Consider the following 20,818-nt stretch of genomic DNA (forward strand, 5'->3'; position numbering starts at 1 on the left):
GGATGACGCATGGAAACACGGCGTTCGGCTGACTGTGTATCAATATACAGTGAAATCATGACAAACAGGTTCAAATCCCCCATAAACCACTTTGAAGCCCCGTTGAGACGGCCTCCAGCGCTATAAAAACGATAATTGCCCCATGAAAATTTTCCGCGGCTACCACCATCCCCAGCTGGCGGCGCAATGCGCCCTGACCATCGGCAATTTCGATGGTGTGCACCGCGGCCACCAGGCCATGCTGGCGCTGCTGAAAAATGAGGCACAGCACCGCGGGGTCCCCAGCTGCGTCATGAGCTTCGAGCCGCATCCACGCGACTACTTTGCCGGTGTGGCCCGTAAGCCCGAGCTCGCCCCCGCGCGTATTGCCACCCTGCGCGACAAGCTCACTGAACTGGCCCGCTGCGGGATCGACCAATGCGTTGTGCTGCCCTTCAACGCAGCACTCGCATCCCAGCCGGCCGAATCGTTTATTGAAGATGTGTTGCTCAAGGGCCTAGGCGTGAAGTACGTACTGGTGGGCGACGACTTCCGCTTTGGCGCCAAACGGGTGGGCGACTACGCCATGCTGGACGCCGCCGGCGACCGCCTGGGTTTTGACGTCGCCCGCATGAACAGCTATGAAGTCAGCAACACCCGGGTGTCCAGTTCTGCGGTGCGCGAGGCGCTGGCGCAGGGCCAGATGACCCGCGTGGCCAGCCTGCTGGGCCGACCTTACAGTATTTCGGGCCATGTGGTGCATGGCCGAAAACTGGGTCGCGACCTCGGTTTTCGCACGCTCAATCTCCGGTTTTCCCACTGGAAACCGGCAGCCAGCGGGATTTTTGCGGTGCAGGTGTTTGGCCTGGCCGACCAGCCCATTCCCGGCGTAGCCAACCTGGGGATCCGGCCCTCGCTGGACCCGGCCGACATCAACGGCGGGCGCGTGCTCCTGGAGACGCATTGCCTCGAATGGCCGGCCAGCCTGGGCCCCGAGGGGGCATACGGTAAAATCATCCGTGTGGAACTGCTTCATAAACTGCACGACGAACTGAAGTACGACAGCCTGGACAGCCTGAAAACAGGCATCGCCAAAGACTGTGACGAAGCGCGGGCGTTTTTTGCCCAGCCGCCCAAGTCGTTTCCAGCCTCCATGCACACGGAAACCAGCCGCCAGACCACGCGCGACCGAATTTAGACGATCTCGTCGCCTCTGGCCTCGCCTTTCATTTTTTGGCGACCGGCTTCTCCCCACCGTATTTCCGGCGGCCCGCTTTTTCAGGCCGCCCCAACAACAGCATCCCAGAAGCATCCCATGTCCGAAACCAAAACCGATTACCGCAGCACCCTGAACCTGCCTGACACACCTTTCCCGATGCGCGGCGACCTGCCCAAGCGCGAAGCCGGCTGGGTCAAGGAATGGGACGAAAAAGGCATCTACAAGAAGCTGCGCGACGTGCGCGCCGGCAAGCCCAGGTTCGTGTTGCACGACGGCCCGCCCTATGCCAACGGCAAGATCCACATCGGCCACGCCGTCAACAAGGTCCTGAAAGACATGATCGTCAAGGCGCGCCAGCTCAAGGGCCTGGACGCCATCTACGTGCCGGGCTGGGACTGCCACGGCCTGCCGATCGAGAACGCGATTGAAAAACTGCACGGCCGCAACCTGCCGCGCGACGAGGTGCAGGCCAGGAGCCGCGCCTTCGCCACCGAACAGATCGCCGGCCAGATGGCCGACTTCAAGCGCCTGGGTGTGCTCGGCGAATGGGACAACCCCTACCGCACGATGGATTTTGCCAACGAGGCCAATGAAATCCGCGCGCTCAAACGCATCATGGAGCGCGGCTTTGTCTACCGTGGCCTCAAGCCCGTGTACTGGTGCTTTGACTGCGGCTCGTCGCTGGCCGAGTTTGAAATCGAGTACGCCGACAAGAAATCGCAGACGCTGGATGTCGGCTTCAAATGCGCTGAGCCGGAGAAGCTCGCCGCCGCATTCGGCCTCAAAGGTCTGGACAAGGACGCCTTCGCCGTAATCTGGACGACCACCGCCTGGACCATCCCGGCGAACCAGGCACTCAACCTGAACCCCGAGCTCGAATACGCACTGGTCGACACCGAGCGCGGCATCCTGCTGCTGGCTTCAGTGCTGGTCGAGAAATGCCTTGAGCGCTACCAGCTCACTGGCACCGTACTGGCCACCACGCTGGGCAAAACCCTGGCGCTGCTGAAATTCCAGCATCCCTTTTATGACGTCGATGCAGGCTACCGGCGCTTCAGCCCGGTCTTCCTGGCCGACTACGCCACCGCCGACGACGGCACCGGTATCGTGCACTCCTCGCCCGCCTATGGGGTAGAAGACTTTAACTCTTGCGTGGCCAACGGCATTGCCTATGACGACATCCTCAACCCGGTGCAGGGCAACGGCCGCTATGTCGACGAACTGCCGATGTTCGGCGGGCTCAATATCTGGAAGGCCGCACCGCTGGTCATCGACAAGCTGCGTGAGCACGAACGCCTCTTTGCCACGCAGGACATCCTGCACAGCTACCCGCACTGCTGGCGCCACAAGACGCCGGTGATCTACCGCGCAGCGGCCCAGTGGTTTGTGCGCATGGACGAGGGCGAAGGCGTTTTCACGAAAGACAAAGCGCCGCAAACGCTGCGCAAACTGGCCCTGGCCGCCATCGAAGAAACCAGCTTCTACCCGGAAAACGGCAAAGTCCGCCTGCGCGACATGATCGCCGGCCGGCCCGACTGGTGCATCAGCCGCCAGCGCAACTGGGGCGTGCCCCTGCCCTTCTTCATCCACACCGCCACCGGCGAGCTGCACCCGCGCACCATGGAAATCATGGACCAGGCGGCCAGCATGGTGGAAACCGGCGGCATCGAAGCCTGGAGCAAGGCCACGGCCGAGTCCATCATCGGCCAGGATGCCCCCGACTACATCAAGAGCACAGACATCCTCGACGTCTGGTTTGACTCGGGCACCACGCACGACCACGTGCTGCGCCACAGCCATGCCGCGCAATCGACCTGGCCGGCCGACCTGTACCTGGAAGGCCACGACCAGCACCGCGGCTGGTTCCACTCGTCGCTGCTCACCGCCTGCGCGATGTACGACCATGCACCTTACAAAGGCCTGCTCACGCACGGCTTCACCGTCGACGGCAAAGGCCGCAAGATGAGCAAGAGCGAAGGCAACGTCGTGGTGCCGCAGGAAGTGAGCGACAAGCTGGGCGCCGAGATCATCCGCCTCTGGTGCGCCTCGACCGACTATTCGGGAGACCTGGGCATCGACGACAAGATCCTGGCCCGCGTGGTAGACGCTTACCGCCGTATCCGCAACACGCTGCGCTTTTTGATGGCCAACGTGAGCGACTTCGACCCGGCCAAGGACGCCGTGCCGTTTGAGCAGATGCTGGAAATCGACCGCTATGCACTCAGCCGTGCATCGCAGCTGCAGGCCGACATCCTGGCGCACTACGAGGTGTATGAATTTCACCCGGTGGTTTCCAAGCTGCAGATCTATTGCAGCGAAGACCTGGGCTCCTTCTACCTCGACATCCTGAAAGACCGGCTCTACACCACCGGCCCCAAATCGCTGGCCCGCCGCAGCGCGCAGACCGCGCTCTGGCAGATCACGCATGCCATGCTGCGCTGGATGGCGCCATTTCTCAGCTTCACGGCGGAAGAAGCATGGAAGGTGTTCGGCTCGTCTGAGTCCATCTTCATGGAAACCTATGCGGAGTTTCCTGCGCCCGACGCGGAGCTGCTGGCTAAATGGTCGCGTATCCGCGAAATCCGCGACACGGTCAACAAGGACATCGAAGCCCTGCGCACCGACGGCAAGGTAGGCTCTTCGCTGCAGGCCAATGTCGCGCTGGAAGTGGCCGCCGAAGACCATGCACTGCTGGCCTCGCTCGGTGAAGACCTCAAATTTGTCTTCATCACATCCGCTATTGATTTAATAGCTGCTAGCGCAGTATCAACGCGGGTTTCAGCCAGTTCTGACATCAAATGCGAGCGCTGCTGGCACTACCGGAGTGACGTGGGACACGACCCCGCCCACCCGACCATTTGCGGCCGCTGCACCAGCAACCTGTATGGCGCCGGTGAAGACAGGAAGTTCGCCTGATGGCCAAGATGACCTTCATCAAATCAGAGGGCAGCATGCTCCCCTGGCTGGGCCTGGCACTGCTGATCCTGATCGCTGACCAGTTCACCAAGGTATTGATCCTGGGCTACTACCGCCTGGGCGACTCCACCTATGTGACGAGCTTCTTCAACGTCGTGCGCGTGCACAACACCGGTGCGGCGTTTTCCTTCCTGGCCGAAGCCTCTGGCTGGCAGCGCTGGTTCTTCACCGCCATCGGGGTTGCCGCGGCGCTCTTTATTGTGTGGATGCTGCGCTCGCATGCCGGGCAAAAGCTGTTTTCCTTCGCGCTGGCCTGCGTCCTGGGCGGTGCGGTCGGCAACGTCGTTGACCGCACCCTGCATGGCTATGTGGTGGATTTCCTGCAGTTCCACTGGCACGGCTGGTATTTTCCATCGTTCAATATCGCCGATGCCGCCATCACCGTTGGCGCGGTTTGCCTCATCCTGGATGAGCTGCTCCGGGTTCGGCGTACCCGATAAACCGGAGTCGGACCGCTTGCAGCCATCCGGTTCAAGGGTATAGTGGTTCCGACCTTATGAAGCATTTGTTGAATCTTTTGGCAGCCATTGCGCTGCTCGTGTGGGGCACCCATCTCGTTCGTACCGGCATCCTGCGGGTGTTCGGTGCCAATCTGCGCCACGTGCTCGCAGTCAGCATCAGCAACCGGCTGGCTGCGGCCGTCTCGGGCATCGGGGTGACAGCCCTGGTGCAGTCCAGCACCGCCACCTCCCTTATCGTTTCGTCATTTGTCGGGCAGGGCCTGGTCACCCTGCCGCTGGCGCTGGCCGTCATGCTGGGCGCGGACATCGGCACCAGCCTGATGGCCGTGGTGTTCTCTTTTGACCTGTCCTGGCTGTCGCCGCTCTTTATCTTTGTCGGCGTCGTGCTGTTCATCTCGCGGCAAGACACCAATGTCGGCCGCTTCGGCCGGGTGCTGATCGGCCTGGGCCTCATGCTGCTGGCCTTGCGGCTGGTCACGGCCTCCACTGAAGTTCTGACCCAGGCACCGGCCGTGAAAGCCCTGCTGGGCTCCCTCAGCAGCGACCTGCTGCTCGAAATCACAGCGGGCGCCTTCCTGGCCGTGGTGTCGTACTCCAGCCTGGCGATTGTGCTGCTCACGGCCACGCTGGCCGCCTCGGCCGTCATCCCCATTGACGTGGCGCTGGGCCTGGTCTTGGGCGCCAACCTCGGCAGCGGGCTGCTGGCGGTGCTCACCACACTGCGCTCGGCCGTTGAAGTGCGGCAGGTTCCGCTGGGCAACCTGTTCTTCAAGCTGCTGGGCATCATCGTCGCAGCGCCCTTCATCGGCCTGTGGCTGCGCCACGTGCGCCCCTACCTTGGCGAAGCCGCCACCGTGGTGGTGCTGTTCCATCTCACCTTCAACATGGTGGTGGGTGCCATATTCATTGGCTGGACGCAGGTGATCGCGCGCTGGGTGGAAAAGCTGCTGCCCAAGCCCGACAAAAACAAGGCCGGCGGCCGCCCCCATCATCTCGACCCTTCCGCACTGGCCACGCCGTCGCTGGCCATCTCCTGCGCGGCCCGTGAAGCGCTGCACCAGGCCGACGTGGTGGAAACCATGCTGCTGGGCGTGCTGGCGGTCATCCAGAAGAACGACCTCAAGCTGGCCGAAGACCTGCGCAAGATGGACGATGCCGTCGACGAGCTGTATTCGTCGATCAAGTACTACCTCACCAAGATTTCACGCGAAGCGCTGGCCGAGGAAGAAAGCCGCCGCTGGACCGACATCATCAGCTTCACCATCAACATGGAGCAGATCGGCGACATCATCGAGCGTGTGCTGATCGACATCGAAGACAAGAAGATCAAGCCGGGCCGCAACTTCTCGGACGCCGGCATGGCTGAAATCGTCGAACTGCACGAGCGCCTGGTGGCCAACCTGCGCCTGGGCATGAGCGTGTTCCTCAATGGCACGGTGCGCGACGCGCAAAAGCTGCTGGAAGAAAAAGCCCGTTTCCGCGACCTGGAGCGGGCATATGCCACGACCCACCTGGGTCGGCTATCAGCCAATACGGTGCAGAGCCTGGAAACCAGCTCGCTGCACATTGACCTCATCAGCGAACTCAAGCGCATCAACTCGCACATCTGCTCGATCGCCTACCCGATCCTGGATTCGGCCGGCGCACTGGCCCCCAACCGCTTGCGCCAGCCGGCACTGACCGACCAGGCCTAAGTAAGGCCCATGGCGTCTGAAAGAATCAGCGTCGCTTCGGCCGTGAATTCGCCGCGCTGCATGGCCTCGAGCAAGTCCCCGGCCTCCATCAAGCGAAACTGCTCGACCTCGCCGTCCTGGTTGTCGGGCACCATGCCCTCGGGTACGGTGCAGACATACCAGTCGATGTCCTCCACCACATAACCCGCGCCGTTGCCGTCGGTGGCCGGCCGCCGCGCCGCCAGGCGCCCGCCGTAGCGCATAGCCTGCAGCGCGGCCGTGTGCAGGCCGGCCTCTTCCCAGGTCTCGCGCACGAGCGCGGTTTCCACCGTATCGGCCGCCGACACCATGCCGCCCATCAGCGTGTCCCACAGGCCCGGATCATTCGATTTGTTGAAAGCACGCTGCTGCACCCAGAAGCGCCCGTCAGGTGACTGCCCCACCAGGTGCACCGCCAGCGTGGTGATGCCCAGCGGCCGCACAGCCGCGCGCTCCACCGTGCCCTTGCGGTGGCCGAACTGGTCGGGCACCGCGAGCTGCTCGTCGCGCCAGGCACCGGCGAGGCCCGCTTCATGCAGCGCCACCGCGATTTTGTTCAGACTGGTCGTGACGTCACCCATCACGCGCCAGCCCAAAGTTGAGGGGCGCTCTTCCTTGAGCAGCGGATGGTCGCCGTCGGTCATGGTGTGGAGGGCCAGCTTGTGGAAGAAGCCGGGTTCTACCGAGCCGATTACCGATTCACCGGCCCACAGCGGCACACGTGGGCGCAGCGGTGGCTGGATCGCTCCGGCGCGCAGGGCTTGCAGCCATTGGGCATCAAAAGCAGGCGGCATCATCATGCGTCCTTGGGGCCCGTGCTGGCAGGCCATTGATATGCGAAAAGACCGGGGCAGCGGGCCATCCCGGATTCTGCTGCGCAGTTTACTTCGCCCACACCAACCGGACAGTGCAAACCCGCCGGCCAGGCGGGAAGCATCAGCTCCGGAAATTTATTTGCTATTAATTTAATAGCTGCTCGCGCTTACGCCTATTGGATAAAACGGCCAAAACCCTTGAATTCGGGCGCAAACCTGCGAAGCTAGGCTTTGACGAACAAACCGTCCAGTCGCTTGTCCCACCTGGCCCCTGGCAACACATCAGCCAGCTGCGTATCGCCAAATGCAAAAGTCCCCCGCAGCACCTGCGCCAGCACCGCGCGGTAATCATGGTGCGCCGGCAAGTCGCGTCCTTCGTTGAGTTGGGCCAGGCCCGTCCATTGGCCATGCCAGCGTCCGCCGGCGACACGGTTGCCCATCAGCCACATGGCATTGCCAAAGCCGTGGTCGGTGCCGCGTGTGCCGTTTTCGGCGCTGGTGCGGCCGAATTCGCTCATCACCACGACAACATCGCCGGGTTCGGAAAAATCCTGGCGCAACTGCGCGATGCCGCGCGCCAGGTTGCCGAGGTTGTTGGCCAGCTGGCCGGTGGCAGCGCCCTGGTTGGCATGGGTGTCCCAACCGCCGGCCGACAAAAAGCCGATGCGCAACTTTCGGTCGTTGCGCATCAGCGTGCCCAGGTGCTGCGCATCGAGTTGCAGGCCCACAGGGTCGGCCGCGCCGTTGCTGGCCGCCTGCATTTGCGCATTCAGGGCCTGCGGATTGCCGGGCGTGCCGTCGCGGTCCAGGCGCTTGTCTGCCATGCGTTTACTGTCTTCCGCCATTTTTTCGGCCCTGGCGTTTTTCTGCTCCGTGAGCTCCTGCGCACTCTGCATGCGGCTACCCGCACCCTGGCGGAAGGCTTCGCTGATCTTGTCGTCACCGGCATACAGGTCCATCAGCGCCTGGCGGGTTCTGTCGTTGGCCAGCACGCCGGTGCGCTCGGCCGACTGGCCGCGAGGGATCAACCTGACGGCCGCCTGCCCGCCCAGAATGGCCGGATTGGCCTCGCCCACGCCGAGAGCGGTGGCGCCCGGTGCAGCGGCTTTGCCCAGGCCCGCTGTGGTGTTGAGCCACCCGGGCGCACTGCTGGTCTTGCCGCCCTGCGCGATCTCCATCTGGTACTGTGCATCGAAATGCGAACGGTTGGGCGCAGGCAGGCCGGCCGCGGGCACAAAGCCCAGAACGCCTTGCTGCCACAGCGGCAGCAGTGGAGCCAGCGCGGGATGCAGGGCAAAAGTCCTGTCGAGCTTCAAGGCGGTTTGCGTCGTGCCGTCGGGCGCCGCAATCGCGATGTTGGGGCGCAAAGCGTAGTAGTCCTTGTCTGCGTAGGGCACAAAGGCCGACAGACCGTCATACGCGCCGCGCAGGAAGACGACGATAAGGCGCCCGCCGTCCAGGCCTGATCGGCTTGCGGGCAAGGCTTGCGCCCACACGCCGGGCGCTGCCAGCGACAAGGCGGACAACGCGCCCAGGCCCACCAGCCGGCGGCGTTGCAGCAGATTCGCCGATGAAGAAAAATTGGAATTCATAGGAGTCCTTGTTGCGGCATATTCCATGTCCAGATCAAGCGTGAACGCGAAGGCCCGCTGCAGACAGTGCTACAGCACGGCAAGGCGGGCCGACAAAGTGCACGTTTGATTTGGACATGGAATTATTTGCGCATGAAGTCAGGGCTGGCCAGCATCAGGCCGGTGCGCATCTGCGCGGGTTCCTGCGCAATGCGCTCGCGCGTCGCAATGCTGAAAAAGGCGTTGAGGTAAGACGGCTCAGCTGTGCGCTGGGCCAGGCCCATGGCGTAATCGGCGCGGCGCGTCAAAGCCTCAGGCGCAAGCCAGGTACCGGCATCGGTTTTGTAGCCGTCGGGCGTTTGCCAGCCATGCATGGGCTGGCCGGCCTGCGCCAGGAAGCCCAGGGTTTGCACGATATCGCGGCGCTCCTTGACACCCCCGGCCGCAGTGAGCGCCGAACAGGCAAAGTCCAGCGGGGTTTTAAACAACTGGTTGTCTTGCGCCCAGAATTCCGGTGATTCGATCAGGGTGCGCATCACCGCGCGGATGTCTCCCTGGGTAGCCGTGAAGGCAGTCGCCAACCGGTTGACCAGCGCGGGCGAGGGTTTGTCGGCCACAAAAAAACTGGCCAGCCGGATGGACACACGCCGTGCCGTCTCGGGCCGGCGTGCCAGGAAGCGAATGGCTTCCTCGCCTTCCGCAACGCCCTCACTGCCGAACGTACGGCCCAGCAGCACCTTGCCCTCCTTGTCGTGCAGGCGCTCGGCAAAACGAAAACCCTCGCCGTCCTTGAGGTTCACCGTCCAGCCGGTGAGGATGCGGGCCAGTTCGTGCACGTCTTTTTGCGTGTAGCCGCTGTTCACGCCCAGGGTGTGCAACTCCATCAACTCACGCGCGTAGTTTTCATTGAGGCCGCGGCTGTTGCTCTGCGCCTGGTCCAGGTAGAACAGCATGGCCGGATGCCTGGCGCTGGCCAGCAGCAAGTCTTCAAAACGGCCCAGGGCGTTGGCGCGAATCACATTGATCTCGTAGTGGCCGACAAAGGGGCGCACCGGTCCCTTGCCGACGAACACATTGAGGTGGTTGAACCAGAACTCGGTCATGCGGGCCAGCAGCGGATTTTCCAGCGCCGGATCGCTGCAGGACATCAGCCGCCAGGCGGCCGCGCCCTGAGCCATCTCGCGGCTGAATTTTTCCCCGCCTGTATCGGCCGCGGCGGCCATGCCGGGCTTGGGCGTTTCGCGCGCAGCCCGGCGCATCTCGCGCTCGGCCTGGAAGCTGCGCGCGATGTCATTGAGCGGTGCGTTGATGCCGGCGATTTCGGCAGGAAGGGTGGGAGGGCGCAGGCTTGCGGCATAGGCCGCATCCAGTTGCTGCAGCGCCCAGGCGCGCGGCGAGGCCGCGGCGGCCTGCGTCGAGGCCGGCGTGGGTGCATACCCCAGGCGCGAAGCGGCGCGCCATGTGGCGGCAAGCTTGGCCGGCGGCGGCACGGCATCGGCCTGCGCCTGCGCCGCCGGGGCGGCGAGGCAAGCCAGGAAGGCCGCGAGCATGCCGGCCTGGGTGATCGCTGTGGGCATCGTGTTCTCCTGGGGTCTGTTAGCAGGCCCTCGCCCCTTGTAACGCATCCGCCACGCCTTGCGTTGAATGCCGCCCGTGGCTTTACACAGGTTTACCGCCCCAGGGCCGGTGGTTACAGCGTCAGGATGGTGCAGCCCGTGGTCTTGCGGGCTTCAAGCGCACGGTGCGCCTCGGCCACGTCGGCCAGGGCAAAACGCTGGTCTATGGGAATATGGACTTTGCCGCTGATGACCATGGCGAACAATTCATCCGCCATTTCCTGTGTGGTCTCACGCGTCGCAATGTGGGTAAAGAGCGTCGGCCGTGATACGTAGAGCGAGCCCTTGGCTGCCAGCAGGCCGATGTCCAGCGGCGGCGTCTTGCCCGAGGCATTGCCAAAATTGGCCAGCAGGCCGAAGGGGCGCAGGCAGTCCAGTGACTGGAGGAAGGTGTCCTTGCCGACCGAGTCGTACACCGCCTTCACGCCCTTGCCACCGGTGATCTCCTTGACGCGGGCCACGAAGTCTTCTTTGGCGTAATTGATGGCAAAGGCCGCGCCCTGCGACAGCGCCAACGCGCATTTTTCGTCAGAGCCGGCGGTGCCTATGAGTTGCAGGCCCATGGCCCTGGCCCACTGGCAAGCGATCAAACCCACGCCGCCGGCGGCCGCGTGAAACAGCACATGGTCGCCGGCGTGCAAGCCGCCCTGTGGCTGCGTGCGCCGCAGCAGGTACTGCGTGGTCAGCCCCTTGAGCATCATGGCCGCGCCGGTTTCAAACGAGATCGCATCGGGCAGCTTGCACACGCACTTGGCCGGCATCACGCGCACTTCACAGTAGCTGCCGGGCGGCTGGCTGGCATAGGCCGCGCGGTCACCCGCTTTCAGGTGAGCCACGCCCTCACCAACAGCCTCGACGATGCCGGAAGCTTCCATGCCCAGCTGAAGCGGCATGGCAAGCGGATAGACACCGCTGCGTTGGTACACGTCGATGTAGTTCAAGCCAACGGCCTTGTGACGGATGCGTATTTCGCCCGGGCCGGGGTCGCCTACCGTCACGTCTACCAGTGTGAGTTCTTCAGGTCCGCCGTGCTGGTTGATGCGTACGGCTTTGGAGGTGATGGAGGCCATGGATTTCCTTGCAAAGGTTGCAGATGGAGAAAGAAAAGGGGTGGCCGTCATAGTGCCATGAATCGAAATGGGCCGCAGGCGCCGAGGGTTGAACCCCGCGCGGCGAGAGGAAAACGGTCGTGCTTGATAAAGTCCCCGTCATGACCCAACGCCTCACGCCCGCCACCGCCACGCTGCTGGTGGTCCCTCCCTTGCTCTGGGCCGGTAACGCCGTCGTCGGCCGCCTCGTCACCGGCCTTGTGCCGCCCATGACGCTCAACTTCCTGCGCTGGGCCCTGGCCTTCGTGATCCTGTTGCCGCTGGCCTGGCGCCTGCTCAAACCGGGCAGCAGCCTGTGGCCTCACTGGAAACGTTTCGCGGTGCTGGGCCTGCTGGGTGTGGGTTGCTACAACGCCTTGCAGTATCTGGCACTGAAAACCTCCACACCGCTCAACGTGACGCTGGTGGCGTCAAGCGTGCCGATCTGGATGCTGGTCGTGGGGGCGCTGTTTTTTGGCCAGACTGTGTCGAAGCGACAGACCACAGGTGCCGTGCTGTCGATTGCCGGCGTGCTGGTGGTGCTGTCGCGTGGCCAACGGGAATTGCTCATGCAGGTGCAGCTGGTGCCCGGCGACCTGTACGTGCTGCTGGCCACGCTGGCCTGGGCGTTTTACAGCTGGCTGCTGTCGCAACCCAAAGAGCCGGCGGAAATCCGCCGCGACTGGGCGGCCTTCCTGCTCGCGCAAATCGTGTTCGGACTGGCCTGGTCGGGTGCGTTTGCCGCCGGCGAATGGGCGTTGACCGACGCGCACATCCAATGGGGCTGGCCGCTGGCCGCAGCCCTGCTGTACGTGGCCGTGGGACCCGCGGTGATTGCCTATCGTTGCTGGGGCATGGGCGTGCAGCGTGTCGGGCCGGCGATTGCGGGCTTCTTTTCCAACCTCACGCCGCTGTTCGCTGCATTGCTGTCGGCGGCCTTTCTCGGTGAGTTGCCGCACCTCTACCACGCGCTGGCTTTTATGCTGATCGTGGGCGGCATCGTGGTGTCGTCGCGGCGCTGAAGCGCGCAGCAATTAGCGCAGCAGCGGTTTGATTTTCACAACACATTGTGAGAAATCGCTGCATAAAACTTGCCAAGCCCGCGTGGGCTCTTCAGAATCCGTTCCTTGCTTTAAGCCACTGTGCAACGAATAACCTTGCGCAGTAAACACCTTGAAGCCCTCAAGACCATGACTTTGTTCACTCACACCTGACGCACCCTCCACTGCCCCCGGCTGGATGTGGTGTCAACCATACCCAGCCCTGCGGGCAGTCGGTGCTGTGCCTTCACGTGTGAAGCGCGCTCCGCAAACCCCAGGCTGATTTTTCGCCGGGGTTTTGCTTTTTCGGAGCGTGCACATGAGTGCCAAAACTTTTTCCCGTGACTTTGCCGCAGGCAAGGTCAAGCATTTGCGGCGCATGAAGCAGCCGCTGGCCTTGACCTTGCCGTCACCCACACCGCGCAATCCCGTGGTGCGGGCCCTCGTCCAGCGTGCCATCACGTCGGGTGCGGGCAAACATATTCGCAGCAACGGCGCCCATCGCCGGGCTGAAACCGTGGCTTTGCAAAAAGCCCTCAAAAATTTGACTGACTGACATGAAGAACGATATGACAACCGAGACGGTGGCCGCAGCCCGCGTGCCGCCCGAGCTCATGCGCGAACGCAGTGCCCACCTGGCCCTCGTCGCCACCGAGCTGAAGACCGAGCTGTTCGGTATTGACGACATCATCGACCGGGTGATCGAGTCGATCCGCGCCTGGTATGTGCTGCCGCACATCATTCGCCGCCCGGTGATCGTGTGCCTGTGGGGCCTGACCGGCACCGGCAAAACCCAGCTCACGCGCCGCCTGGCGCAGAAGCTGGGTTTCTACGACCGCTTTGTCGAAGTGCAGATGGACGGCTTCAGCAACGGCAGCAGCTGGCGTAGCGCCGACTCCATCAGCGGCATGCTGGCGGAGTCCGCCGTTGCCGAGAGCGAGCCAGGCATTCTGGTGCTGGATGAATTCCAGCGCTTTCGCACCATCAACGAAAAGGGCGATGAGGTCGCCGTCAAACGCTACCAGGACGTGTGGCAGCTGCTGTCCGACGGGCGCCTGCCGCCGTCGCTGTCTTTTCTGCAGGAGCTGGAATCGTCTCTGGCTTTCTCGCTGTATGACCACGAACGCGAGGAACAGGCTGATGAAAAGCCTGCCAAGGACGGCGTCCAGGCCAAAAAGCTGAAGTTCGCCCTCTCGCCCTACCAGGCTCAGGAATTCAAGCAAAGCCTCAAGCTCAAGGAACCACTACAGGAGGTGATGACCTGGACACCCCAGCAACTGCAGGAGCGAATGCTGGCGTTCAGGGCATCGACCGACTCGTGGGAAACGGATTACAGCCGCTTGCTCATCATCGTTTCGGGCAACCTCGACGAAATGTATGAGGGAACCGCCAAACGCGTGGAAGACTGCGACACCGATGCCGACATCTTTCATGCACTGACGAAAAAACTGTCGGTCATTGACGTCAAGAAGGCCCTGGGAGAGCGCTTCAAGCCCGAGCAGATCGCCCGGCTGGGGAACAACCATGTGATCTACCCCTCGCTGAGCCAGGCCACGTATGAGCGGCTGATCCGCAGCACCTGTGCCAGATACGTTGGTGAAATGCAGGCGAGTGCAGGACTGTCTTTTGATCTGCATGAATCGGTGTACCAGGGAATTTATGCCAATGCGGTCTTCCCGGCCCAGGGCACACGCCCGCTGTTCTCGTCGATTCACGCCATCCTGAGTGCGCCGCTGGTGAATGCCGTGCTGTGGGCGTTTGAGCATGATGTGCCGGCGGACACCACGCTGCACGTGAGGCTGGACGCCGCCACGCAATCCCTGCACGTCAGTCATGGCGAGTGCGGGGGCGGGAGCATCGCCTACCCCGTGCCGCTGGACCTCAACCAGCTCAAGCAGCGCGCCAGCCCCGACTTTCGGGCCTTGCTGGCCGTGCACGAAGCAGGCCACGGCCTGGCCTACGGCCGCCTGTTCGGCCATGCGCCGCAGGAAGTCAAGATCAACGTGGCGTCTTTCGAGGGCGGCTACAACAGCTATGTGCGCATGAAGGCCGAATCACGTCAAAGCTGCCTGGACCGCCTCTGCGTGGGTCTGGCCGGCCGCGCCGCCGAAGCGCTGGTGTTTGGCGAAGACGCCTGCACCACGGGCAGCGAGAGCGACTTCAAGAACGCCACCGCCCTGGCCGCGCGCTTTGTGCGCCACTTCGGTTTCGGCAACCGGCTGAGCCACACCGACGTGACCCACGACATGGACGACAACCTCAACACCGATGTTGAGCCGACCAACGCCGAGATCGAGGCCCTGCTCGCGCAGGCGTACGCGCGCGCACAGGAGATTCTCAGAACCGATTCGGCCTTGCTACTGAGCATCGTGGACGAACTGCTGGCGCACGGCCAGGTGAGCAAGGAGAAGATGGCCGGCCTGCTGGGAGTGGGCATCGCGACGGAAGAGAGAATGCTCATGCCTTATGCCGAGCAGCTCCAGCTGTTCAGCCTGCAACACGGGCTGATGCAGCGGGTTAGCGCTACTGCAGTGGAGGCTGTCGAACCTGCGCTTGAATGATTGCCTGAACGTTAACGCTAACTTGAGCGCTGGGGCATTCAATCCAGGTCCAGGCCGAAGTTCCGCCTGAAGGCATCGCAAAACTCCACAGTCCCACTGAGGGACAGGGTGAGCGTATGCCGCGGCTTGCCGGGCAGGCCGGCTTCCACCTCCAACCGTCGCGAAACCTCGTCATAGTGCAAGGCCTCGGGCGCCGTCAGCTCCTGCATGCCGTGCAGGTCGTAATCCCAGTCAAAACCCTCCTCGAGCGGGCCGCGCCGCCCGGGGAATTCCGCGTGGGCCCATGCCAATACCTGGACGGCTTCAGCATGGACGGCCAGCACCTGGTCCGGCCATGTGGAGGCCATGGCTTCCAGCGTGCCCGTGCCGTCGCTGCTCTCGGCGTAATCGAATTGGAGGTAGTCCAGGCTCAAGGGAAGCGCCTGGTGCTCAATAAGTGCCCGGATAAGCCCCGCCGTCAGCCAGCACGTTTTGCCCCGTCATGTAGGCGGCATGCGTGCTGCACAGGAAGGCGCAGATGGCGCCGAATTCTTCGGGCGTGCCGAAGCGCTGGGCCGGGATGTTCTTGCGGCGCGCATCCATGATGGCTTCCAGGGGCTGGCCGGTTTTTTGCGCAGCGCCGCTCATGGTGCCGCGCAGGCGGTCGGTGTCGAAAGCGCCCGGCAGCAGGTTGTTGATGGTCACGCCTTGCGCCGCGAGTTTGGTGCGTGCCACGCCGGCCACAAAGCCGGTCAGGCCGCTGCGCGCGCCGTTGGACAGACCCAGGATGTCGATAGGCGACTTGACTGAGCTGGAGGTGATGTTGACGATGCGCCCGAAACTGCGCGCCGCCATGCCGTCGACCGTGGCCTTTATGAGCTCGATGGGAGTCAGCATATTGGCGTCCACCGCCTTGAGCCAGGCGTCACGGTCCCAGTCGCGGAAGTCACCGGGCGGCGGGCCGCCGGCATTGGTCACCACGATGTCGAAGTCCTTGCGCAGCGCGAACACCGCGGCGCGGCCTTCGGGTGTGGTGATGTCGGCGGCGACATACTGGACGCTGGCGCCTGCGGGTTTGCCCTTATCCGTCTTCAGTTTTTCAGCCGCGGCCTTCAGCGTTTCCTCGCCGCGCGCCACGATCAGCACATGCACGCCTTCGCGCACCAGCGCCTCGGCGCAACCCAGACCCAAACCCTTGCTGGCGCCGCAGACCAGCGCCCATTTGCCTGCAATACCCAAATCCATAATAATTCCTCATTACAACCACGGGGGAGAGCGGCTCATGATACTGAGTAAATACAAAATGCAGGCGGGAATGGTTATCGCTCCCCTGCTCACATCGCTGCTGGTTTTCAGTGCGGCGACACAGGCCCAGCCGCAAGGCGAGGCCGTACTGATCAAGCGCGCAGCCCAACTGCGCGAAGGTCCGGGCGAATCGGCCCGCAGCCTGGCCCCGCTGCCGGTTCAAACCTCGGTGACCCGGCTGGGCGAGCGCAACGGCGCGTGGATCAAGGTCCGCATGGCCGACGGCACCAGCGGCTGGGTGCACATGTTTGACATCACGGCCCCCAGCTCGCAGGCCGGTGCCGGCACCGGTGCACTGCGCAGCCTGTCGAGCTTTTTCAACAAGGGCAGCGCACAGGCGCCGGGCGGCGCAGTGGCCACATCCACCGTCGGCATTCGCGGCCTGGGTGCGGAAGACCTTGCCAATGCCGTTCCCAACCTGGCGGCCGTGGCGCAAGCCGACGCCAACCGTGCGAACGCTGCGCAAGCCAGGCAGTTCGCGGGCGGTGCCTCGCTGAACGTCCGGCAGGTCGATCCCCTGCCCACACCCACACCGCCGGCTGCCGCACCCAGCACCAGAACCGAACAATACGGCGGCTAAAAACAAGACAAGAGGCACCGCAATGAATCTTCACACCCTCCAAACACTGGCAACGCCCGCACGCCATGCGGTTTTTGCATTGACCCTGCTGGCCGGCTTGCTCCCTCTGGGCGCTCATGCCCAGGATGCGGGCAAGGCGCTAGGCGGCCTGTTCCAGTCACTGATACGCCCGAACCAGCCGGCGCAGCCCGCCCCCGCGCAACCCAACTCTGCGGCCGGCCTGGCCGGGGCGTTGCTGGGCGCCAGCCTTACACCGGGCGGACAGCAGGCAGCCCAGGGTGGTGACCTGTTCCAGCTGTTGTCACAGTCGCTGGATCAGATTGACGAACCACGTGAAATCCAGATCGGCCAGCAACTGGCCGCCGTGCTACTGGGCAGCAAACCGCTCTACCCTGACGTGGCTGCGCAGCGCTATATCAACCAGCTGGGCCGCTGGATCAGCCTGCAGTCATCGCGGCCCGACCTGCCCTGGACCTTCGCCATCCTCGACGACCCCGGGTTCAACGCATTTGCCACGCCAGGCGGTTATGTCTTCGTCACCAAGGGCCTGATGGACCGCGTGGCGGACGAAAGCGAATTGGCCGGCATCCTGGCCCATGAAATCACCCATGTCACAGCCAAGCACCACTTGATCGCCCTGAACAAGGCGGCACGCGCCGGCCTTCTGACGCAGGTGATCAGCTCTCAGCTGAAGAACGACCTGGGCGGCCTGGTGTCGTCGCAGTTGCTGGCGCTGGGCAAGAACATGTACACCAAGGGCCTGGACCAGCAGGACGAGTTTGACGCCGACCGTACCGGCGTGGCTCTCGCCGCGCGCGCTGGGTTCGATCCCTACGGCCTGGTGGCGGTGCTGCAGCAACTGCGCAGCGCTGCGCCGGATGACGCATTGTTTGCGCTGTCCCTGAGCACGCATCCGCCCGCCCAGACGCGACTGAACCAGCTTGAGCAGGCCATGGGTACCCGGCTGGACGCGTATGCAGGACAGCCATCCGTCACGGTGGCGCAGCGCATCAGCGGTGCGAACCGCAGGCCTACAGCGCAAGCGCCTGCGTCGACGCGTACACCCGCAAAGAAGTAGCAGCGCCCCTGACACCACGCGCTATCAAATTAATAGCCGCTTGCGCACGTAGTACCTGGGCTAGAGGCCGATCTGATGCCTAAGCAGCTTCGGTGCGCGCGGGAATCCTTAACCCAGCATAAGCCGCGGGACTGGCTTTGCCAGACCGCAGGCGGGCGGCCCCTTCTGTAATGAAAGGGGCAGGGAGAAAGGCCGTAGGCCACACGAAGTGAGCGACCGTGAGGGCCACTATCTGCCTCTCGTGAAAACGAAGATCCCTGCAATCACCAGCACCGTCCCCGCCGCCACCCAGACCGTGAACGGCTCACCCAGAATCAGCACACCCATCAGGATGGTGGACATCGGGCCCACCATGCCGGTCTGCGCGGCCATGCCGGCGCCGATGCGTTCGATGGCCATCATCACCATCAGCACCGGTACCGCTGTGCACAAGGTGGCATTGAGCAGCGACAGCCAGATGACCTCGGGCGCGACGGCGGCGGCGCTCAGGGGCCGCAGCAACACAAACTGCAACAGGCACAACAGGCAGGCCACGGTGGTAGCCAGCCCCACCAGGCGCAATGAGCCGAGCCGCCTGACCATCTCACCGCTGTAAACCAGATAAAGCGCGTAGCTCACCGCGCTCAGGAACACCAGCAGCGCACCCCAGGCAGCGTCCGCGCCCTGCAGCGTGATCTCGTGGCCGAACACCAGCACCACGCCGCAGTAGCTGATGGCCATGCCGATGATTTGCAGCGCGCCAACTCGGCGCTTGTACAACACCAGGCCCAGCAGCAACACCAGCGTGGGATTGAGATAGAGGATGAGTCGTTCCAGTGACGCACTGATGAACGCCAGGCCGGCGAAGTCCAGGAAACTGGCGAGGTAGTAACCCGTGAAGCCCAGCCACAGCACGCCCAGCCAGTCCTTGCGCGTCAGCGGCGCCTTGCCCCGGCTGGCCCACCACGCCATCACCGCAAAGATGGGCAAGGCAAACAGCATGCGGTACATGATCAGCGTGACGGCGTCGACGCCGTAGCGATAGGCCAGCTTGACAATGATGGCCTTGCCGCTGAACGCGATGGCACCGAAAGTGGCCAGCAGCAAACCAGGCGCTATGCTTTTAGTAGCTGCTTGCGCTCGTCCTGCTTGGGCTGTCGGCCTGTTTTTATCAGATTTATCGCTCAAGGTCGTTTCTTAAAAGCCCACGGCCTGGCCGTCGCGGCGTGGATCGCTGGCCGCCACATAGCCTTCGACCTTGGGGTTGCCGGCACGCCAGATGAACTGGCCGGCGCCAAAGTCCTGGTAGGAGTCGTTGATGACTTCCATGCGGTGGCCGCGGTCGGCAAGGCCCTGCACGGTACTCGGGTCCATCGTGGCCTCCACATTGATCTCAAGGCCGGCGTTGTAGCGCCAGCGCGGCGCATCGCAAGCCACCTGTGGGCTCTGGCCGTAGTCCAGCATGCGCACCAGTGTCTGCATGTGGCCCTGCGGCTGCATGTTCGCGCCCATCACGCCATAGCTCATCACGGGTTTGCCATCCTTGCTGAGGAAGGCCGGAATAATGGTGTGGAAAGGCCGCTTGCCCGGTGCGACCTGGTTGGCGCCCGGCAGCAGGCTGAAGGCGTGGCCGCGGTTTTGCAGGCTGATGCCGAACTCGGGCTCGACGCAGCCTGAACCAAAACCCATGTAGTTGCTCTGGATGAAGCTCACCATCATGCCGTCTTCATCGGCTGCCGTCAGGTAGATCGTTCCGCCCTTGACGGGATTTCCCGCGCCAAAGTCCTGTGCCTTTTTCATGTCAATGAGTTTGGCACGGGACGCCAGATACGCGTCATCGAGCATTTGCTCGGCCGTCACCTCCATTGACGAAGGCTCGGCCACGTACCGGTAAATATCGGCAAACGCCAGCTTCATGGCTTCGATCTGCAGATGCTGGGAATCCACGCCATCCACCGGGAGCCCGGCTACATCGAACTTATCAAGGATGCCCAGCGCAATCAGCGCCGCAATGCCCTGCCCGTTGGGCGGAATTTCGTGCAGGGTATAGCCCCGGTACTCCTTGCCGATGGGCTTGACCCATTCCGGCTGGTAGCTTTCAAAATCTTTGGCGGTGATGCTGCCGCCGTTTTGTGCGGAGAATTTTTCGATGGCCTGGGCAATGGCGCCGCCGTAATACGCCGTGCCCTTGGTTTGCGCAATAGCACGCAACGCTTTGGCTGCGGCCTTGAACTGGAACAGTTCACCGACATTCGGCGCCCGGCCCCAGGGAAGGAAAGATTGGGCAAAGCCCGGCAGCGATTTCAACTCCCCCGTAGCGGCCGCCCACTTCTGCTGCACCACGGGCGGCAACAAATAGCCGCGCTCGGCGATTTCAATTGCAGGCTCCATCAGGTCGGCGAAGGGAAGCTTGCCGAAACGCTCGCTCAAGGCCACCCAGCCGGCCACCGCACCCGGTACGCTCACGGAATCCATACCGCGTTTGGGCGGCGTCTGCGCATCGCTGCCGTATTTGCGCTTGAAGTAATCCGGCGTCCAGCTTTGCGGCGCGCGGCCCGATGCATTCAGTCCATGCAGTTCCTTGCCGTCCCAGAGGATGCAAAAAGCATCGCTGCCCAGGCCGTTGCTGACAGGTTCGACAATGGTCATGGCGGCGGCAGCAGCGATCGCGGCATCTACCGCATTGCCGCCCTTGAGCATCATGCGCAAACCGGCCTGCGCGCCCAACGGGTGCGAAGTCGAAACAACGTTGCGGGCAAACAGCGGCAGGCGGGTGGAGGTGTAGGGGTTGCTGTAGTTGAAATTCATGGGTCACCTGTGGAAGGCAAGGCAAGGAAGAATGGATGCCGGCGGTCATGG

General features: G+C 63.3%; 17 protein-coding genes. 9 read left to right on the forward strand and 8 right to left on the reverse strand.

Annotated elements, in window-relative coordinates; genetic code table 11:
• Window positions 1-142: 142 nt before the first annotated feature.
• From AC1D13_RS16805 to AC1D13_RS16820, 4 genes are all read left to right on the forward strand, one after another.
• Window positions 143-1,177, forward strand: a complete 1,035-nt coding sequence (locus AC1D13_RS16805) for a bifunctional riboflavin kinase/FAD synthetase (protein ID WP_477666172.1) — start codon at window positions 143-145, stop codon at window positions 1,175-1,177.
• Window positions 1,178-1,294: 117 nt separating this feature from the next.
• Complete coding sequence (gene ileS / locus AC1D13_RS16810; protein ID WP_477689954.1) at window positions 1,295-4,114, forward strand: isoleucine--tRNA ligase; 2,820 nt, start codon at window positions 1,295-1,297, stop codon at window positions 4,112-4,114.
• The gene (lspA, locus tag AC1D13_RS16815) at window positions 4,114-4,614 is read left to right on the forward strand and encodes a signal peptidase II (protein ID WP_477685899.1); all 501 of its coding nucleotides are present in this window, start codon (window positions 4,114-4,116) and stop codon (window positions 4,612-4,614) included. Before ileS ends, lspA begins: the two co-directional genes overlap by 1 nt.
• Before the next feature lie 56 nt (window positions 4,615-4,670).
• Complete coding sequence (locus AC1D13_RS16820; protein ID WP_457279510.1) at window positions 4,671-6,329, forward strand: Na/Pi cotransporter family protein; 1,659 nt, start codon at window positions 4,671-4,673, stop codon at window positions 6,327-6,329.
• On the opposite strand, the gene AC1D13_RS16825 is transcribed toward AC1D13_RS16820, so the two are convergent.
• The 4 genes from AC1D13_RS16825 to AC1D13_RS16840 form a co-directional block, all read right to left on the reverse strand.
• On the reverse strand, window positions 6,326-7,147 hold the full coding sequence (locus tag AC1D13_RS16825) for an NUDIX hydrolase (RefSeq protein WP_477689955.1): 822 nt from the start codon (window positions 7,145-7,147) through the stop codon (window positions 6,326-6,328). The two genes, AC1D13_RS16820 and AC1D13_RS16825, sit on opposite strands and share 4 nt — an antisense overlap.
• Before the next feature lie 239 nt (window positions 7,148-7,386).
• Window positions 7,387-8,754: a DUF1501 domain-containing protein gene (locus AC1D13_RS16830; protein WP_477689956.1), complete on the reverse strand. Its 1,368-nt coding sequence runs from the start codon at window positions 8,752-8,754 to the stop codon at window positions 7,387-7,389.
• Window positions 8,755-8,876: 122 nt separating this feature from the next.
• Window positions 8,877-10,310, reverse strand: a complete 1,434-nt coding sequence (locus AC1D13_RS16835; RefSeq protein WP_477666167.1) for a DUF1800 domain-containing protein — start codon at window positions 10,308-10,310, stop codon at window positions 8,877-8,879.
• 113 nt (window positions 10,311-10,423) lie between these two features.
• Window positions 10,424-11,419, reverse strand: coding sequence for a quinone oxidoreductase family protein (locus AC1D13_RS16840; protein ID WP_477689957.1), 996 nt, complete (start codon window positions 11,417-11,419; stop codon window positions 10,424-10,426).
• 140 nt (window positions 11,420-11,559) lie between these two features.
• Between AC1D13_RS16840 and AC1D13_RS16845 the strand changes: the two genes are divergently transcribed.
• From AC1D13_RS16845 to AC1D13_RS16855, 3 genes are all read left to right on the forward strand, one after another.
• Complete coding sequence (locus AC1D13_RS16845; RefSeq protein WP_457279515.1) at window positions 11,560-12,459, forward strand: DMT family transporter; 900 nt, start codon at window positions 11,560-11,562, stop codon at window positions 12,457-12,459.
• Between the two features lie 337 nt (window positions 12,460-12,796).
• Window positions 12,797-13,033 carry a hypothetical protein gene (locus AC1D13_RS16850; protein WP_457279516.1) on the forward strand — a complete coding sequence of 79 codons (237 nt, stop codon included), beginning with the start codon at window positions 12,797-12,799 and terminating at the stop codon, window positions 13,031-13,033.
• 13 nt (window positions 13,034-13,046) lie between these two features.
• On the forward strand, window positions 13,047-15,038 hold the full coding sequence (locus AC1D13_RS16855; RefSeq protein WP_477689958.1) for an AAA family ATPase: 1,992 nt from the start codon (window positions 13,047-13,049) through the stop codon (window positions 15,036-15,038).
• Between the two features lie 38 nt (window positions 15,039-15,076).
• Here AC1D13_RS16855 and AC1D13_RS16860 read toward each other — a convergent pair whose 3' ends face one another.
• Together AC1D13_RS16860 and AC1D13_RS16865 are read right to left on the reverse strand one after the other, a co-directional pair.
• Window positions 15,077-15,451, reverse strand: a complete 375-nt coding sequence (locus tag AC1D13_RS16860) for a hypothetical protein (RefSeq protein WP_477666164.1) — start codon at window positions 15,449-15,451, stop codon at window positions 15,077-15,079.
• Between the two features lie 16 nt (window positions 15,452-15,467).
• Entirely contained in the window at window positions 15,468-16,262 is a 795-nt protein-coding gene (locus tag AC1D13_RS16865; protein ID WP_477689959.1) for an SDR family oxidoreductase, read from the reverse strand.
• Between the two features lie 70 nt (window positions 16,263-16,332).
• Here AC1D13_RS16865 and AC1D13_RS16870 point away from each other — a divergent pair, with 70 nt between their 5' ends.
• Together AC1D13_RS16870 and AC1D13_RS16875 are read left to right on the forward strand one after the other, a co-directional pair.
• Complete coding sequence (locus tag AC1D13_RS16870; RefSeq protein ID WP_457279521.1) at window positions 16,333-16,902, forward strand: SH3 domain-containing protein; 570 nt, start codon at window positions 16,333-16,335, stop codon at window positions 16,900-16,902.
• Window positions 16,903-16,924: 22 nt separating this feature from the next.
• Window positions 16,925-17,980 carry a M48 family metalloprotease gene (locus AC1D13_RS16875; protein WP_477689960.1) on the forward strand — a complete coding sequence of 352 codons (1,056 nt, stop codon included), beginning with the start codon at window positions 16,925-16,927 and terminating at the stop codon, window positions 17,978-17,980.
• A 228-nt stretch (window positions 17,981-18,208) separates the two neighbouring features.
• On the opposite strand, the gene AC1D13_RS16880 is transcribed toward AC1D13_RS16875, so the two are convergent.
• Window positions 18,209-19,078, reverse strand: coding sequence for a DMT family transporter (locus tag AC1D13_RS16880; protein ID WP_477666388.1), 870 nt, complete (start codon window positions 19,076-19,078; stop codon window positions 18,209-18,211).
• Window positions 19,079-19,156: 78 nt separating this feature from the next.
• Window positions 19,157-20,767, reverse strand: a complete 1,611-nt coding sequence (locus AC1D13_RS16885) for a gamma-glutamyltransferase family protein (protein ID WP_457279523.1) — start codon at window positions 20,765-20,767, stop codon at window positions 19,157-19,159.
• Between the last annotated feature and the right edge of the window lie 51 nt (window positions 20,768-20,818).

The organism is Polaromonas sp. P1_E12, from assembly GCF_056405975.1.